Source organism: Paenibacillus praedii, assembly GCF_049725345.1.
Taxonomy (GTDB): Bacteria; Bacillota; Bacilli; order Paenibacillales; family Paenibacillaceae; genus Pristimantibacillus.
In genome coordinates, this window is sequence record NZ_JBMWAM010000007.1 from 109,024 (window position 1) to 124,970 (window position 15,947).

A 15,947-nucleotide genomic window follows, 5' to 3' on the forward strand; every position below is an offset into this window, starting at 1 on the left:
CCGAAAAGGCTACCCTTCATAGTAAAACGAAATAACAGAAAAATAGGGCGACTGAGCGCTTAGGTTCAGTCGTTTTATATATGGATGCATAGGAGAGGAAGATGTAGCATGAACCCGCTTTTACATACAAATCGAAGAATTATTGCACGATTGCTCGTGCTGCTGCTTATTGTAGCTCTTATGGCGGCTTGCGGAAAGGAAAATGAAGCCGTCTCATCCGGGGAGAACGGTGCTGCGGAAGCAGAGAAAAGCGTAACGATTATTCGCAACTTCAAAGCGGCAAGCCTTGATCCGCATAACAGCTGGGAGACGCTGCGGGCTGGAATTGTCGAGACGCTGGTACGTTTGGATGAGAACCTGGAAGTAACAGAGTGGTTGGCTACAAAATGGGAAGCAATTGATGAAGTAACCTGGCTATTTACCATACGCGAAGGTGTAACATTCCAGGATGGATCTATTCTTGATGCTGCAGCTGTAAAAGCTTCGTTTGAGCGTGGAATTCTAGCTAGCGGAGTGCTGGCTGGCTCATTGAAAATCGCATCAATGGAGGCTGACGGCAATAAGCTGACAGTGGTAACGACGGAGCCGCATCCGGCGCTGCCGTCGGAGCTAGTGAATCCATATGCATCCGTTATTAGTGTTGCGGCAGAGCAGGTAATGGGAACGGAAGCCTTCAATCTTGCTCCGATTGGTACGGGTCCTTTTAAGGTTGTACACTTTACGCCTAATATTGAAGCGGAGCTTGCTCGTTACGAAGGCTATTGGGACGGCCCTGCGAAATTGAACAAGGTCATTTACAAATTTAATGAAGACAGCTATGTTAGAGCGCTGGCGCTGCAATCGAAGGAAGCGGATATCGTTTATTCCGTTCCGTCCGAAACGGTAGCCACCATCGAGCAGGATCAAGCGCTCCATGTAGAATCGATCGCAGGCTTGCGCGTGCATTATCTGCTCTATAACCAACAAAAGCCGGTAATGGCTGATGTCAGCGTGCGGCAAGCGATAGATTTGCTGCTTAATCGAGAAAGCATAGCGAAGGATATTCTACTTGGCAACGGTACGCCGGCTACGGGGCCGTTCAACTCGAGCCTGCCTTTCGGCATTAAAGAAGCAGCTGCTGAGGCAAAACCGCAATTAGCACTGAAGCTGCTTGAGAATGCCGGCTATAAGCGCAATGCCTCCGACAAGCTGGAGAAGGACGGCAAGGAGCTTGTCTTAGAGCTTGCAACCTATGGTGCGCGTCCGGAGCTTCCGCTTATTGCACAGCTTCTTCAATCTGACGCGGCGAAGATTGGCGTAACGATCAACATTTCAACAGTAGAGAACGCAGATGCCTACATTCGTGAAAATAAAGACTGGGACATCGTCACCTACAGCAATCTATCTGCTCCGCGTGGTGACGGCGGCTATTACTTGAACTCTGCCTTCATGCCAGGCGGTTCATTGAACGGAACGAACGTTGAGAACAAAGCGGTTATGGCTGTCGTAAATAAGCTGAACGCGACAAGCGATGTAGCCGAGCGGGTGAAGCTGACAAAGGAAGCAGTCAGCCTAGTGCTGGAAGATGTCACGCATTCCTATGCCGTTTATCCGAATTTGATCGTTGGCATGAACAATCGTGTTACCGGCTGGAAGCCGGGCCCGGAGGAATACTACATCGTAACGAATTTGATGGATGTGAAGTAAAGTGCTGCAGGTCATCCGTAAGCGCGCGGTTCAGCTTGTATTTGTTCTTTTCTTCTTATCACTGCTTACCTTCATATTAATGAAGCTTGCGCCTGGCGACCCGATTCTCCTTATGCTGGAGGCGGATACGGTTGCCGTCACGAATGAGGAGGAGGCTGCACTGCGGAAGGAGCTTGGCTTCGACAAGCCGGTTGTCGTCCAATACGGAACATGGCTGCTGCAATTGCTCCAGCTTGACCTCGGTTACTCTTATATGAAGGGTAAGCCCGTGCTGGATGAGCTCCTCTATCGGCTGCCTGCAACGCTGCAGCTGACCGCTGGCGGGCTCATCGTAATGCTCATATTTGCGGTCCCTCTGGGCACCTTATCCGCTCGTTATCACGGCAAGCTTCCTGATCATTTAAGCCGAATTTTCGCATTAATAGGAGCCTCGGTGCCTCTATTCTGGCTCGGGTTACTGCTTATTTACTGGTTTGCCTACAAGCTGAGTTGGCTGCCTATGATGGGCAAAGGCTCGTTCAGTCAAATGATTCTTCCAGCGCTTACACTAGGCATAGGCTTATCAGCTGAATATTCACGGCTGCTGCGTGCGGGCTTGCTCGAGAGCATGTCGCAGGAATATATTCGCGCTGCCCGCGCCAGAGGAGTCGCGGAATGGAGGGTGTTGTCTCTTCATGCTATGCGGGCTGCTCTGCTTCCGGTCATTACGGTGTGCGGCATGAGCGTGGGCAGCCTTCTTGCAGGCTCGGTTGTGACAGAAACGCTGTTCTCGTGGCCTGGTCTTGGAACGATGGCAATATCGGCGATTCTCGAACGTGACTATCCGATTATTCAAGGCTTTGTACTGCTCACGGGATTGCTTGTGGTCAGTATCAATCTGCTTGTTGATGTGAGCTATGGTCTGCTCGATCCGCGCACGAGGCATCGGAAAGGAGAACAGTCATGAGGGCTGCGCATACCGATCCAGTTCGTTCAAAGGCATGGCATAAGCGGAGCGGAATGCAAGGAAATGCTCTTATCGTGAGCGGAACTTCTATGCTCGCTGTCATCGTCATGCTTGCTTTCATAAGTCCGTTCATTCTTCAAAATGATCCTTTAACGGTGAACTTGCCGGAGAGGCTGCTCGCGCCAAGCTGGCAGTATCCGCTTGGCACGGATCATTTGGGCAGATGCTTATTCTCGAGGCTGGCGGTCGGCGCTCAAACGACTTTAGGGATAGCGGCTATGGCGTTGGCTGCTGTAACGTTGATCGGCATACCGGTCGGTATGCTGGCGGGTTACCGCCGCGGCTGGATAGACGCGATGCTGATGCGGTTCGTCGATGGGGTCGGCGCATTTCCCGATTTTATTATGGCGATTGCTTTTACAGGATTTTTAGGTCCCAGCTTAACGAATCTGATGCTGTCGATCATTTTGGTCAATTGGATCGGTTATGCCCGTGTCGTACGCGGAATTGTATTGTCGGAGCGCGAGAAGGAATATGTGCTGGCTGCGCGCGCTGCTGGCTGCAGCTCTTGGACGGTTATTTGGCGCCATTTGCTGCCCAATATCATTTCGCCTGTCATCGTGCTTGCGGCGCTCGACATCGGCAAGATGATCCTGATCATTGCTTCATTATCCTATGTGGGCCTTGGCGCGCAGCCTCCTTCTCCGGAATGGGGAGCGATGCTGAGCGACGGACGGCCATACTTCCAAGCGAACGCGACGCTTATGGTTTATCCGGGACTTGCGATTATGCTTGTTGTGATTTCGTGCAGCCTCATTAGCGAAGGTGTGCGCGATCGTCTAGATGTGAGAGGAGGAGCAAGATGAGCCCGAATGAATTAGTGCGTGAGATTGCTAAACCGGCAAAGCGTTCTGCTGCCCCTATTGCATCAATTGAACCGGTGCTGCAGCTTGAAGGTATTTATATATGCGCGGACAAAGGCAAGGAGCACCGACTTCTTGTAAAGGATTTGTCGCTTGTGGTTCGACCAGGAGAAATCGCTGCATTAGTTGGAGAAAGCGGAAGCGGGAAGAGTGTCACCGCTAATGCCATACTCGGCTTACTGCCGCACAGCCTGCGGGTAACGGAGGGTACAATTAGGCTTGTTGGCGAAGATATCGGAGCTCTGTCAGATCGGAAGCGCAGCAAGCTTCGAGGCACTCAGATAGGCTATGTGTTTCAAAACTATCAGAGCAGCTTTACGCCTTTTATAAAAATAGGGATGCAAATGCTGGAAACATTGCGTAGTCATCAGAAAATCTCGCGTAAGGATGCAAAGCAATTCGCGCTTGATTGGTTATTACGGGCGGGACTTCCTGCCGAGCGGGTGTATGACAGCTATCCGTTCCAGCTTAGCGGAGGTCAACTGCAGCGTGCGGCTTTAGCATCGGCTATGATGTTGAAGCCTGCGCTGCTTATTGCCGATGAGCCAACGACTGCGCTTGATCCAATTGCTGGAGAATGCGTCCTCGATTTGCTTGCCAGCCTGCAAGAGCAGACGGGATGCGCGGTGCTTATGATTTCGCATGATTTGCGCCATGTAATGAAGCGAGCAGATTCGATTGCCGTTATGCAAAGCGGCCAGCTTGTAGAGGCCGGACGCGCGGACAATATTATACAAGCAGCGCAGCATCCTTATACACAAATGCTGCTGGAGGCTACGCCGCATCTGGCGGAGATCGAACGGATGCATCAGCGGTCGATGGCTGCTGCATCACGTTTGATGGAAACGAAGGAGGGCAGCGCATGAATGAGCTGTTAACAGTAACAGGATTAAATAAAACGTATGTCAATCAAGGAAGAAGGGTCCATGCGCTCAGAGACATTTCGCTGTTTATTAAAAGGGGTGAATGCTTGGGCGTCGTTGGCGAAAGCGGCAGCGGCAAAAGCACGCTTGTGCGAATACTGCTCGCACTCGAGCACCCGGACAGCGGTGAAGCCTATCTCCATGAAGTGCCGATATTTAAGCTGCAAGGTAAAGCACTTCGCGCCATACGGCGGCATATTCAGGTTGTATTCCAAGATCCATCGGCTGCGCTTAATCAGCGTCTGCCGATCTGGCGCTCGATTATGGAGCCTCTTGATAATTTTAAGGATATCAAACCTTCATTTATTGCAGATATACGTCATTCCCGTCGGGATACGGCGGCCAGGCTGCTGGAGATGGTAGGATTGCAAGCGGAGCATATGGATCGTTATCCGCATGAGCTTAGCGGCGGACAGAAGCAGCGAGTCGCCATTGCGCGCGGCATCAGTCTGGGCCCAAAGCTGCTCATATGCGATGAGCCTACCTCAAGTCTTGACGTATCCGTGCAGGCGCAAATGCTGAAGCTGCTGAAAGAGCTGGGAGGTGAACTTGATATGGCCTACTTATTCATCTCGCATGATATCGCCGCCGTAAGCATGATGAGCGATCGGTTCATCATTATGAAGGAAGGGCAAATCGTTGATCGTTTCCTGCGAGGACAGCTGCTCAGTGAGGATCGGCATGCGTACACGCGTCAGCTTATTGCCGCCGTCATGTGAAGGGTTTGAATAAGAAGCTGTTTTGTATCGTTTAAGCTAAATATGCAAATGCTGATTGTAAATTGACACTATCGTGAATCATTGGTAACATAATCGATAAACGAATTAACGCGCGTTCACAGGAAGAGGGTTTATCGTTGAGCAAGGAAATCAATAGTACGGAAATCGCAAGGCTGGCGGGTGTTTCACGAAGTACGGTCAGCCGCGTCATTAATAATTACGCAAACGTCCCCGAGAAAACAAAGCAAAAGGTCATGAAAGTGATCGAGCAGTATAATTATTATCCGAATTTGTCCGCTCAAGTGCTTGCAGGCAAGCGAACGCGGACAATTGGCCTGTTCATGATCGACTCCGGCCGCGTCTCGGGCGATATGATATCAAGCCTGCTTCTTGCGCGTATTATTGAGAGCGCTTCATCTCAGGGCTACTACGTGCTGACCCATATTTTGAGGGACCCGAAGGAGCAGGAGGAGGCTCGTACAATTAAAGAGAGCTTCTACCAGCGTAGAATTGACGGAGGCATATTTATTGGTGCGGACAATTATGAGCCGATTATCGAGGAGCTCGTTTCAGAGGGCTTTATAATCGCAATCGTGGATCAGCATTTGCCAGGCCGGCATGAGCCGAATCGTATTGTTTTTAATTTTGATAATATAACCGGCGTAGGCCAGGCCATTGATTATTTAGCTGAGCTGGGACATAAGCGAATTGGAATGATTAATGGCGATATGAATAGATATTCGGGACCTTCAAAGTGGGAGGGATTCCAGTTAGCGATGGAGAGACATCGTCTCCCGATCGAGGAGCAATGGATACTGCCAGGAGATTTTGAAGAGGCAAGCGGATATAAAGCGATCAAGGAGCTGTTGAAGACGGCCTCCGAGCTGCCTACGGCTATATTTGCTGCGAATGATAGTGTCGCTTTCGGAGCCATTCGCGCGCTGAAGGAAGCGGGGATACAGGTTCCTCGGGATATATCTATCATTGGATTCGATGATCATACTTTAAGCGTCCACTATAGCCCTCCAGTAACCACGATAAGAGTCGATTTCTCGGAAATGATGGCTGATCTGACGCGCACCTTGATTTCAGGTATCGAGAACGGTGCGGCACCTTTCAATCCAACCGTTGCTGGAACACAGCTGATCGTCCGGGATTCATGCAGAAGGCCAGATGCCAAGGAATAGCTTTGATAAGCTTATGATAACGCTGTCTATTCGACAGTCCTTTTTTCGACAAAAATAAACACGCGTTTACATTTAAAAGCTGCACTGCGCTGCTTGAAAGGGGTGATCGGGATGTAGGCTGGTGGGGAGTTTTTATTTACTATTTTAGCTGTCGCATTGGTTTATGAACCGTATAAGGCTTGCTGCCATGTATAAATTATAGGGAGTGCTTATTTTATGGATAAAAATATTCTCGGAACACGAACCATAACACAAATTGGACTATTAGTGCACGATATTGACGCAACCTCACAGTCGTATGCCGATTTCTTCGGCGTAGAGAAACCGAACTGGTTTTGGACGGATACCGTAGACGTAGCGCAAACGGAATTTAACGGCGAATCCTCGGTTGCTCGAGCAAAGCTTGCATTCTTAGATATGGGCTCGCTGCAGCTGGAGCTGATTGAGCCGGATGAGCATCCGAGCACCTGGAGAGAGCATTTGGATAAGCACGGGGAAGGCCCTCATCATATTGCTTTCGTTGTTGACGGTATGAAGGAAAAGGTCGCTTTGATGGAGAAAAACGGTATGGCTCTTGTCCAAAAAGGAGAGTACACCGGCGGACGCTATGCGTATATGGATACATTTAAGCAGTTGAAAGTAATGCTGGAGCTGCTAGAGAACGATAAGTAAATGCTAGATGGGATAGGAGGAAAGGATATCTATGCGAATTTTAATAACGGGCGCTAACCGGGGGTTAGGCCTCGCATTAGCAGCCGAGGCATGCTCGCGCGGCCATCAGGTGCTGGCAGGCGTTCGTGGACCAGGCTCTTCTGTGAATGGTTTAGATGAACTTAGTCAAAGCTTTCCCCAGCAAGTAATGATTTTGCCGCTGGATGTTGCGGATGAGAATTCCGTCCGTTATGCCTTCGAGCAAGCAGCTAATCGAATTAGCGGCCTCGATGCAGTCATTAACAGCGCAGCTATTCTGCGTGGACGTGAGCAGAAGCTGGAGCAGCTCGAGCTTGATCAAGTGGAGGAATCCTTCCAAACGAATTTGTACGGTCCAATGGCAGTGCTTAAACACTTCCTGCCCCTGCTTCGTCAAGGGGAGCAGCAGACAATCATTAATATTAGCTCCGAAGCGGGCAGTTTTGCAGGCGCTTATGGTGGAGATTATTCTTACGCATTGTCGAAATCCGCGCTAAATATGTTTTCTGCTCAGCTTCGGCGCGAGCTGTCACCACAAGGCTTCCTTGTACATGCCCTGCATCCAGGCTGGATCCGTACGGATATGGGCGGAGAGCAAGCGCCGGGCGATGCAGCCGCGGCGGCCGCTGGCATTATGAACATCATTGAACGGAAGACAGAAGCGCCTTCGGACGCGTTGTTTATCGATCATAACGGAAACCCGATGAGCATGTAAGGATTGGATGTTGTCATCGGATTGCATGATTATGATTTTACAGGATGGCTTAGCCAGAAAACTATGATTTGACTAAATGGAGGTTACTATGAACTATCGCAGACTTGGAAGAACGGGCTTAAAGGTTAGTGAAATCAGCCTTGGCAGCTGGTTAACTTACGGGAACTCCGTTGATGACGGAACAGCGGCGAGAACGATCGCGCAGGCTTATGATTTAGGCATTAATTTCTTCGATACAGCTAACGTCTACATGAGAGGCAAGGCAGAGGAAGTTGTCGGTGAAGCTTTGCGCGGCTATGCCCGTGAATCCTACGTCATTGCAACGAAGGTGTATGGCGATATGGGAGATGGTCCCAACGATAGAGGACTATCTCGCAAGCATATTCTCGAGCAGGCGAATGCGAGCTTAAAGCGGCTTGGTCTGGACTATGTGGATCTCTACTATTGCCACCGTTTTGATCCCAATACGCCGGTTGATGAAACGCTTCGGACGTTGGAGGATCTCGTTCGTTCGGGCAAGATTCTTTATGTGGGTGTAAGCGAATGGACGGCAGCGCAAATGCAGGAGGCGCTTCAGATTGCTGACAAATATTTGTTGGATCGGATTGTCGTCAATCAACCGCAATATCATATGTTCCACCGCACGATTGAGAATGAAATCATTCCACTTGGAGAGCGTAATGGCATAAGTCAGGTTGTATTTTCTCCGCTTGCGCAGGGTGTGCTCACAGGCAAATACAGCTCCGGGAACGCAGGAAAGCCGGAGGGCAGCCGTGCGCTGGATTCCAGCTCCAATATGTATATCGGCGGCTATTTGAGCGATTGGCATTTGTCCCGTGTTGAACAGCTTAAGGCGCTGGCAGCGGAAGCTGGCTGCTCGGTCGCGCAGCTTGCGATTGCCTGGGTGCTGCGCCTTCCGAATATCGCAAGCGCTTTGGTAGGCGCCAGCCGTCCCGAGCAAATTATTGAAAACAGCAAAGCGAGCGAAGTAAAGCTCTCTGACGAGCTGCTGTTGGGTATAGAGTCTATTTTGGGTGAATAATGTGGAGCAGCAGGAGAATCTACCAACAAGCGCGGCTGCAGCAGCACCTTCTAATAAGGCCGTGCAGTTGAGTGAGGAGGCTGGCGTGGAATTCGAGGTTGGTGAACGTTTGAAGGTGAATCAGGTAGGTTATGGCGTAGTAGATAAAAAAATCGGGCTTGTCGAAGGAATTCTTCCCGACGCAGCTGCATTCACTCTTGTCGATGTCAAAAGCGGGAAGACCGTATTTACCGGAAGCATATCCTCCCCCATTGCGGATGAGGCATCGCAGCAAATTATAAGAAGAGCGGATTTCTCCGTATTTCAGACAGCTGGCGAATATCAGCTTGCAGCAGAGGGAGCCGGGAGCTCTTATCCGTTTCGATTAAGCGCTAATCCTTATGAGGAGGCATTAGCCGTCATGCTGCGCTCCTATACGCTGCAGCGGTCTAATGCAGATATTAGGGATCCGGTTACAGGCTTGAAGCTGAAGGCAGGTCATTCCCAGGATGCAAAGGCGGAGCTTTTCTTTGAAGATGGGGTTTCTCGCAAGGGAGATGTGATCGATGTTTCAGGCGGCTGGTATGATGCTGGCGATTTCGGTAAGTACATACCTCCTGCGGCTGTGACAGTCGGCCAGCTTTTGCTTGCTTACGATATGAATCCTGCAGCTTTTCCTATCGGACAATTAAAGCTGCCGGAAGAACTAAGGCCTCAAAGACAAGGAAAGCTGATGCCTGATATTCTCGTTGAGGTGAAATATGAGCTGGACTGGATGCTGCGCATGCAGCGCATGGATGGAGCTGTCTATCACAAGGTAGGCGGCGCTCTCTGGCCCGGTTTTGTTACACCGGATTGTGATGCGCAGACAAGATACGTATATGGGTTGTCTACCTACGGCACGGCCCAATTTGCGGCAGCGACCGCGCTTGCCGCGCGTATATACATGCCGCATGACGAGAAGTTCGCCGCTCAGCTCTTGAATGCGGCAGAGAAAGCCCAGAGCTGGTTAACGAAAAACCAGTCCGCGTTTTTTCGGCAGGACCCAGGGCAGAACAACGGCTCGGGGCCTTATGACAAAGCTACGGATGAGGAAGAACGCATGTGGGCGCTGGCAGAGCTGCATCGCACGACAGGCAAAGCCAGCTACAACGAATTGCTGACGAAGCAGTATTCCGATTTAATGGCTGGGCCGCCAAAGCCGGTTAATTGGGGCAATGCGCAGCTGTTAGGGCAATGGGCATACTTCAGCTCAGAGAATACCGATGAGCAGTGGAAGGAGCGAATTCGGGCGGCGGTGACAAACCGGGCAGAGGAGCTTGTCCGGCAAGCAGAGGCAGACGGCTACTTGAATACGTTGTCGCTAACCGAGTATACATGGGCGTCGGTCAAAGCAGGCGCAGCGTACGGCTGCATGCTGCTAATCGCAGATCGGATGCAGCCTGACGAGAACTATGTAGATATTGCTCGTGAACAGCTGCATCATGTATTCGGCCGCAGCGCAACAGGCTATAGCTATGTGACCGGCATCGGCAGCCGCTTTCCGGTAGCGCCTCATCATCGGACCAATGCCGCAACGGGAGTAACGATTCCTGGACTGGTTGTTGGGGGACCAAACCGTTACGGAGGCGATCCGGATTTGGATGCGGTCAAGGAGGGGCTTGCGCCAGCGAAGGCGTATTTGGACGTAAGGGGCTCTTTTTCAAGCAATGAATATGCGATAGACTACAATGCGCCGGTTGTTATGCTGACATCGTTTTTTGTGAATGGCTGACATAGTGCAATCAACTTCATCAGCTTTTTGCTAACCTCATATTACGATAACTGGATCTTATAGCTCCAGCAAATCAACAGCAATATAGCGAATGCCTCTGTCTTTTTACCGTGTATGGGGGGGATAGAAATAACTACCTATTCATTTGACTCTACTAACAAAAAAAAGCTAAGTTGAGGCAATCGAAGCTGCCTGAAACTTAGCTTTTCTTATAATATCCTATTCAACGAAATCACTTGGTATCCATCCCGAACAGATTCGTGCCGATGAAGCGCTGCCATTCTTGATTGTTGTTATTTAACTTTTCATTTGTATTGGTTCTCATCTTATCGGTGAGTTCGTCAGAAAATTCAACGTGAGCGGAACCGTCATAATAAAGAGGGAAATCTTTGTTTGGATCAATCATGCTTTCACCTCCCACTATAAAGTAATGTTTTCTCCTGTTTTCTCGCTCTTACTTAGAGCCTTTTCTCGGAAGTTCATATAGATACGTAAATCTGCGTATTCTTTCGTTGGCATTACAGGAATGGCTCCTTGCAATATTATGGATACACCATATTATACTTAAATTTATTGATTAAAGGGAAGCTGCAGCTGGCAGCTCCCGAAACTACTTCGATCATTTGTGGATTTCTAGGTTTTAAAACCGTTTGGCTAGCTCTTTGGCCTGGGTGATAGCTTTTTCTTTGATGTCTTGGGCTTTATCGGGCGTTACGGCCATGCCTTCAACAAAAATTCCTTCAAAAGACGGAACGCCATGGAATTGCATGATCTTCTGCAGGTAGCTGTGGCCGCTTTCGAAGCCCGCAGCAGGCCCTTCGGAGTAAATCCCGCCCCTGGCTTGAATATGAAGCGCCTTTTTGCCCGTTAACAAGCCCTCGGGACCCTTATCGGTATATTTAAACGTTTTACCCGCTACACATATTGCATCGATGTATGCTTTTAGAACAGGCGGGAAAGAAAAGTTCCACATGGGCGTAACAAATACATATTTGTCGGCAGCTACATACTGATCGACAATTTCATTGAGGCGCGCAATTTTGGAGCTCTCCGTATTGGCCAGCTGATCAAAAGAAGAACCCGATCGCAGCTTTCCCCAGCCGCTGAAGATATCGGCATCGATAGGAGGAATGTTCGATCTATACAGATCCAAATGAATGACTTCATCCGTCGAATTGGCTTGCCTATAGGCTTCGATAAATTCTTTACCGACTGCCATACTGAACGAGGTTTGATGGTCATGAGGATGTGCAGTGATATACAATACAGTTGCCATTAATAAAATCGTCCCTTCTGTGAACATGTTTTTAATATTGGAGTATGGCTCATTTTCAAATAACCATATATTATTGTTTTCTATATTTCCACCGGCTATTCGCGTTATTTGTACTTCCGGAAAATTTGGATTTCTATGCCGCACGCAGGCGATGTAAAGTGCAATAGACCCGAACAAGAAGTGCCCCATTAATGGGCATCACCTGATTTCAGGGGATGGGAGAAATTCTTAAAAGGGAAGAACGAAATCATCAAACAAAGGATCAAAATGAACGCTTTATGAGATAGCTATAATCCCATATCGGGAAGAGAGGCAAGTGGTGGATTAGCGTTTCCTCGTGAAAACGCCAATACAGTCATGAAAAAAACCAGTCAAACACGTTAATTTCGTGTTTGACTGGTTTTGGTTTCAACGTATTTTTTATAGATAAATTGCTTTGCCCGTTTTGGACGACTCGTAAATTGCCTCAAGAATTTGCGAGACAACAAAGGCTTGCTCCGGCGTCACGACAGGCTCAGTGTCCTCATCGATCGCCTTCAGCCACATTCTCATTTCGAGATCTGCTTCACTCTCGGTTTGGCCGTCGTAGAAAGCAACGCCGCCAGCCTTCAAATCCACATTTGTTGTAAACAAGCGGCTGTGCTTCTCACCGTTAATGCGAAGGCCATCCTTCATGTCCGCTCCGCCCTCAGTTCCCGACAAGGTGCATTTCGCTTCATCGACTTCAAGCGTGTTCAGCGCCCAGCTTGACTCTAGCACGATTGTAGCGCCGTTCTCCATCACGATCATTCCGAATGCGGAGTCCTCGACAGTGAATTTGGCAGGATCCCACGGGCCCCAAGCGTTTGCCGCATTCTCACGCTGCGAAAGCTTGTGGTACGAGGTGCCTAGAACGACCTTCGGCTTGTAGTTGTCTAGCATCCAGAGCGTCAAATCGAGCGCGTGCGTGCCGATATCGATAAGCGGACCGCCGCCTTGCTTTTCTTCATCAAGGAACACGCCCCATGTAGGTACCGCGCGGCGACGAATCGCATGCGCCTTAGCGTAGTAGATGTCTCCGAGCTCGCCTGCTGCGCAAAGCTTTTTCAAATGCTGGCTATCTGGACGGAAACGGTTGTTATAGCCAACAGTCAGCTTCTTGCCTGTGCGGCGTGCGGCATCGACCATACGCTGAGCATCATGAGCAGTCTTCGCCATCGGCTTTTCGCTCATCACATGCTTGCCAGCTTCCAAAGCATCAATCGCAATGTCGGCGTGCGAGTCATTCGGTGTGCAGACATGAACGATATCAATGGAGGAATCCGTCAGCATTTCTTTATAATCTGTGTAAACTTTGGCGCCTTCAGATCCATAGGTTGCCGCTGCATCAATTGCGCGTTGCTGGACGATATCACAGAACGCAACGATTTCCACGTTTTTTAATTTCTTCAAGCTTGGCAAATGCTTGCCGTTTGCAATTCCGCCGCAGCCAACAATAGCAATATGATAAATTTTGGACATCATAAGTTCCTCCTGAATTTTCATAAGTGTTTTTATTTACTAGTTTGTTGAAGCTTGCTCCTCCGGTATTCGGAAGGGGTTATACCGAACTTTTTGCGAAAAACAGCATGAAGGTAGTTACCGCCCGCAAAGCCGGCTTGTTTGGCTATCGCCTCAATAGACCGCTCGGTGCTCTCAAGCTCCCGGCATACGATTGAAAGGCGAATATCCTCCAGTACGCGAGTAAAGGTATGCCCCTGATGAAGCTCTTTAAACAGCCGCTGAATATGTCTTGTGCTCATATTGAGCTTATCCGCAACGTCTTCCAGCGTAATTGCGCCGTCATAGTTGGCGTTAATAAACTCCATAGCAAGCCGGTAACGATAAGCCTTCATATCTCGGGTAGGAAACTGTTTTTGCTCGTTTGCCGTATCGTAGGCTCGTACGGCCCGCAGCAAAATTTGCACAACCGTTTGCTTAATCGTGGTGTAGCTGCCAACGAAGTTATCGCTGCAGGCACGGTAGGCCTCGAGAAATCGCGGCATCGCTTGATGCACGTCCGAGGTTGGATGCAGCGGAAGCGTTCTTAGCTTCTCGATGCAATCGCGCGCTTCGGCTGCTTCCCAGTCATCGTAATCGTGTCGTCCGTCACTTTCGCCACCCGTCTTACGTTCGATAATATCGACATGAAGACAAAGCTCATCCATCGCTTCATATGCATCCGCTTCCTGATAATGCATAACGTCAGGTCCGGTCAAATAAAATATGCCCGGTCTGAGCTCGTACTCCTGATCCACGATAATGACCTTCCCTTTGCCCTGCGGAATGAAGTGAAATTCATATTCCGCATGCTTATGAAAGCCTACGATCCGGCCAGGGGGAAATTGCGTCAGATGGAAGCGCAGCACGTGAATGTCGTAGGCTCCCCACTGAATGCGAAGCTCCAGACGCTCCAGCGCATCCTGGCGTTCCCGCATAACCTCATAAGGAAAGCTAGGCATGTCGATTCCTCCTGGCAATTTATCCACAATAACACAGTATTACTTGTCAAGCTCCTCTAATTGTACAGCACGATGCTCACGAGCGGACCGGTTCGATGCTTCCATCAGCTTCGTTAAGTCGACCGCTAGGCTAATATTTTCGTCTGCTGTCGTATCGTTCTGAATATGCTGTACCCACTGATGGAAAGCGCCTTCTCTGTTTGCTGGAATCTGTTGCTGAGTCCATTGCTCAGATGAATTGGCGCCTTCGACGGATGTGCGAAGCAGAAGCTTGCTGTCAGGTGTACCGTACATGAGCGCTCCCTCCGTGCCATGCACCTCGATAGTGAACGGAGAATGGCTATTGACGAACCCTGCTTCTACGATGCCAACCGCTCCGGAAGAAGTAGACAAGATGGCGACCGCGTTATCCTCTACTTGTTTGCCGGTTACATAACCAAAATGTGCCGATACCTCGCGAGGCAGCTCATTTAAAAACAGTCTGGTCAAGTACATGGGATGGCAGCCGAGGTCGATCAGAGCGCCGCCGCCGCATTCTTCCAAGCTGTAGAAATGCTCAGGAAGCCAGCCTGCGGTTGCGCCATTATGCGATAAGCGGGCACGGACGAGCGTAATCTTGCCAAGCAAACCTTTTGATAAAATGTCACGAATGGCGAGCGTATAGCCGTCATTTAATCGAGGCAGTGACACCGTTAATTTTACATTATTTTTGGATACTTCGTCCAAAATAACGTTAACTTCCTTCAGCGTCGTTGCTACGACCTTCTCGGTGAAAATATGCTTGCCCGCTTTGGCGGCAGCCACCATAACCTCCTGATGCATCGTGGTTGGCGCATCAACGATAACGGCATCGATATCGCCGCGCTGCAGCATCTCTTCTAGGCTCGAATAGAACGGAACGCCAAGCTTCTCAGCCGCCTCTTGTCCGCGCTCTGCGGATTCATCCCAGACGGCAGCGATTTCCGTATCCGGATACTCCTGCGCTTGCTTCGTATAATCCCATGCGTGCACGTGCCAAAAGCTGATTTTACCAATTCGAATCATCGGTCTCTCTCTCCCCGCGCGTTCATAAGTGAGGGTAATGAATGGTATATAAATTTATGACAACAAGTACAATTTATCATATTCGCATTCTTATTATTAGTGTAATTTAATGACTAGTGATATACAAAATTACGACATGATTAAGTGGTTATACATAATGCTTACGATAATCGCGAGGGGAGGCATGGGTTATTTTAATGATGTAGTCAGAGAAGGTAAATCCGGTTATTTCCTTAAACATGCGGCTCAAGTAAAAGGGGCTTATAAAAAAATGCTCAGCAATTGCGTCAAGTCGGAGAGGCTCTGCAAAGTGAGCTTTGATGTGACGGACCACCTCGGATATTTTGGCATGCATTGGTGTTGCATGTGGAGTGGAGCAGGCTCATGCTGCTGCAGGTATCTGGCCGCGTTCAGCAGCAGTCCGGCAACCGCATAGTTCGGAATGAGCTCATAGCCAGTCGGCTTAAGACGGATTTCCGAAAGCATCTGTCGCATAATTTGCTCAACAGCCAGCTGCTCCTGCCGCGGCAAACGGACAATATGGCTTTGGTGCTCGAATAGGC

General features: G+C 49.5%; 17 protein-coding genes. 11 read left to right on the forward strand and 6 right to left on the reverse strand.

The window, feature by feature from the left end; all coding sequences use genetic code 11:
- Positions 1–108 precede the first annotated feature (108 nt).
- From nikA to ACO9K6_RS08985, 10 genes are all read left to right on the forward strand, one after another.
- Positions 109–1,686, forward strand: a complete 1,578-nt coding sequence (gene nikA, locus ACO9K6_RS08940) for a nickel ABC transporter substrate-binding protein (protein ID WP_424767209.1) — start codon at positions 109–111, stop codon at positions 1,684–1,686.
- Positions 1,687–1,690: 4 nt separating this feature from the next.
- The gene (gene nikB, locus ACO9K6_RS08945; RefSeq protein WP_424767305.1) at positions 1,691–2,632 is read left to right on the forward strand and encodes a nickel ABC transporter permease; all 942 of its coding nucleotides are present in this window, start codon (positions 1,691–1,693) and stop codon (positions 2,630–2,632) included.
- Positions 2,629–3,498, forward strand: coding sequence for a nickel transporter permease (nikC, locus tag ACO9K6_RS08950; RefSeq protein ID WP_424767210.1), 870 nt, complete (start codon positions 2,629–2,631; stop codon positions 3,496–3,498). Before nikB ends, nikC begins: the two co-directional genes overlap by 4 nt.
- Positions 3,495–4,421 (forward strand): ABC transporter ATP-binding protein, encoded by a 927-nt coding sequence (locus tag ACO9K6_RS08955; protein ID WP_424767211.1) that lies wholly within the window; start codon positions 3,495–3,497, stop codon positions 4,419–4,421. The genes nikC and ACO9K6_RS08955 overlap by 4 nt, the downstream gene beginning before the upstream one ends.
- Positions 4,418–5,197 carry an ABC transporter ATP-binding protein gene (locus ACO9K6_RS08960; protein ID WP_424767212.1) on the forward strand — a complete coding sequence of 260 codons (780 nt, stop codon included), beginning with the start codon at positions 4,418–4,420 and terminating at the stop codon, positions 5,195–5,197. The genes ACO9K6_RS08955 and ACO9K6_RS08960 overlap by 4 nt, the downstream gene beginning before the upstream one ends.
- Positions 5,198–5,334: 137 nt before the next feature.
- Positions 5,335–6,384 carry a LacI family DNA-binding transcriptional regulator gene (locus ACO9K6_RS08965; protein WP_424767213.1) on the forward strand — a complete coding sequence of 350 codons (1,050 nt, stop codon included), beginning with the start codon at positions 5,335–5,337 and terminating at the stop codon, positions 6,382–6,384.
- Between the two features lie 216 nt (positions 6,385–6,600).
- Entirely contained in the window at positions 6,601–7,056 is a 456-nt protein-coding gene (locus tag ACO9K6_RS08970) for a VOC family protein (RefSeq protein ID WP_424767214.1), read from the forward strand.
- A 31-nt stretch (positions 7,057–7,087) separates the two neighbouring features.
- A complete protein-coding gene (locus ACO9K6_RS08975; protein WP_424767215.1) occupies positions 7,088–7,789 on the forward strand; it encodes an SDR family oxidoreductase in 702 nt (233 codons plus the stop codon).
- 88 nt (positions 7,790–7,877) lie between these two features.
- Entirely contained in the window at positions 7,878–8,831 is a 954-nt protein-coding gene (locus ACO9K6_RS08980) for an aldo/keto reductase family protein (protein WP_424767216.1), read from the forward strand.
- Positions 8,824–10,584: a glycoside hydrolase family 9 protein gene (locus ACO9K6_RS08985; RefSeq protein ID WP_424767217.1), complete on the forward strand. Its 1,761-nt coding sequence runs from the start codon at positions 8,824–8,826 to the stop codon at positions 10,582–10,584. The genes ACO9K6_RS08980 and ACO9K6_RS08985 overlap by 8 nt, the downstream gene beginning before the upstream one ends.
- Positions 10,585–10,816: 232 nt before the next feature.
- Here the strand turns inward: ACO9K6_RS08985 and ACO9K6_RS08990 are convergent, their stop codons facing one another.
- The 6 genes from ACO9K6_RS08990 to ACO9K6_RS09015 all read right to left on the reverse strand — a co-directional run bounded on the left by ACO9K6_RS08990 (position 10,817) and on the right by ACO9K6_RS09015 (position 15,739).
- A complete protein-coding gene (locus ACO9K6_RS08990; RefSeq protein ID WP_424767218.1) occupies positions 10,817–10,990 on the reverse strand; it encodes a hypothetical protein in 174 nt (57 codons plus the stop codon).
- A 234-nt stretch (positions 10,991–11,224) separates the two neighbouring features.
- A complete protein-coding gene (locus tag ACO9K6_RS08995; RefSeq protein WP_424767219.1) occupies positions 11,225–11,860 on the reverse strand; it encodes an FMN-dependent NADH-azoreductase in 636 nt (211 codons plus the stop codon).
- A 420-nt stretch (positions 11,861–12,280) separates the two neighbouring features.
- A complete protein-coding gene (locus ACO9K6_RS09000) occupies positions 12,281–13,360 on the reverse strand; it encodes a Gfo/Idh/MocA family protein (protein WP_424767220.1) in 1,080 nt (359 codons plus the stop codon).
- Between the two features lie 32 nt (positions 13,361–13,392).
- Complete coding sequence (locus ACO9K6_RS09005; RefSeq protein ID WP_424767221.1) at positions 13,393–14,340, reverse strand: helix-turn-helix domain-containing protein; 948 nt, start codon at positions 14,338–14,340, stop codon at positions 13,393–13,395.
- A gap of 39 nt (positions 14,341–14,379) precedes the next feature.
- Positions 14,380–15,384: a Gfo/Idh/MocA family protein gene (locus ACO9K6_RS09010; RefSeq protein ID WP_424767222.1), complete on the reverse strand. Its 1,005-nt coding sequence runs from the start codon at positions 15,382–15,384 to the stop codon at positions 14,380–14,382.
- A gap of 148 nt (positions 15,385–15,532) precedes the next feature.
- Positions 15,533–15,739, reverse strand: a complete 207-nt coding sequence (locus tag ACO9K6_RS09015; RefSeq protein ID WP_424767223.1) for an AraC family transcriptional regulator — start codon at positions 15,737–15,739, stop codon at positions 15,533–15,535.
- A 29-nt stretch (positions 15,740–15,768) separates the two neighbouring features.
- On the opposite strand from ACO9K6_RS09015, the gene ACO9K6_RS09020 reads away from it, so the two are divergent.
- The gene (locus tag ACO9K6_RS09020; RefSeq protein WP_424767224.1) at positions 15,769–15,945 is read left to right on the forward strand and encodes a hypothetical protein; all 177 of its coding nucleotides are present in this window, start codon (positions 15,769–15,771) and stop codon (positions 15,943–15,945) included.
- Positions 15,946–15,947 lie beyond the last annotated feature (2 nt).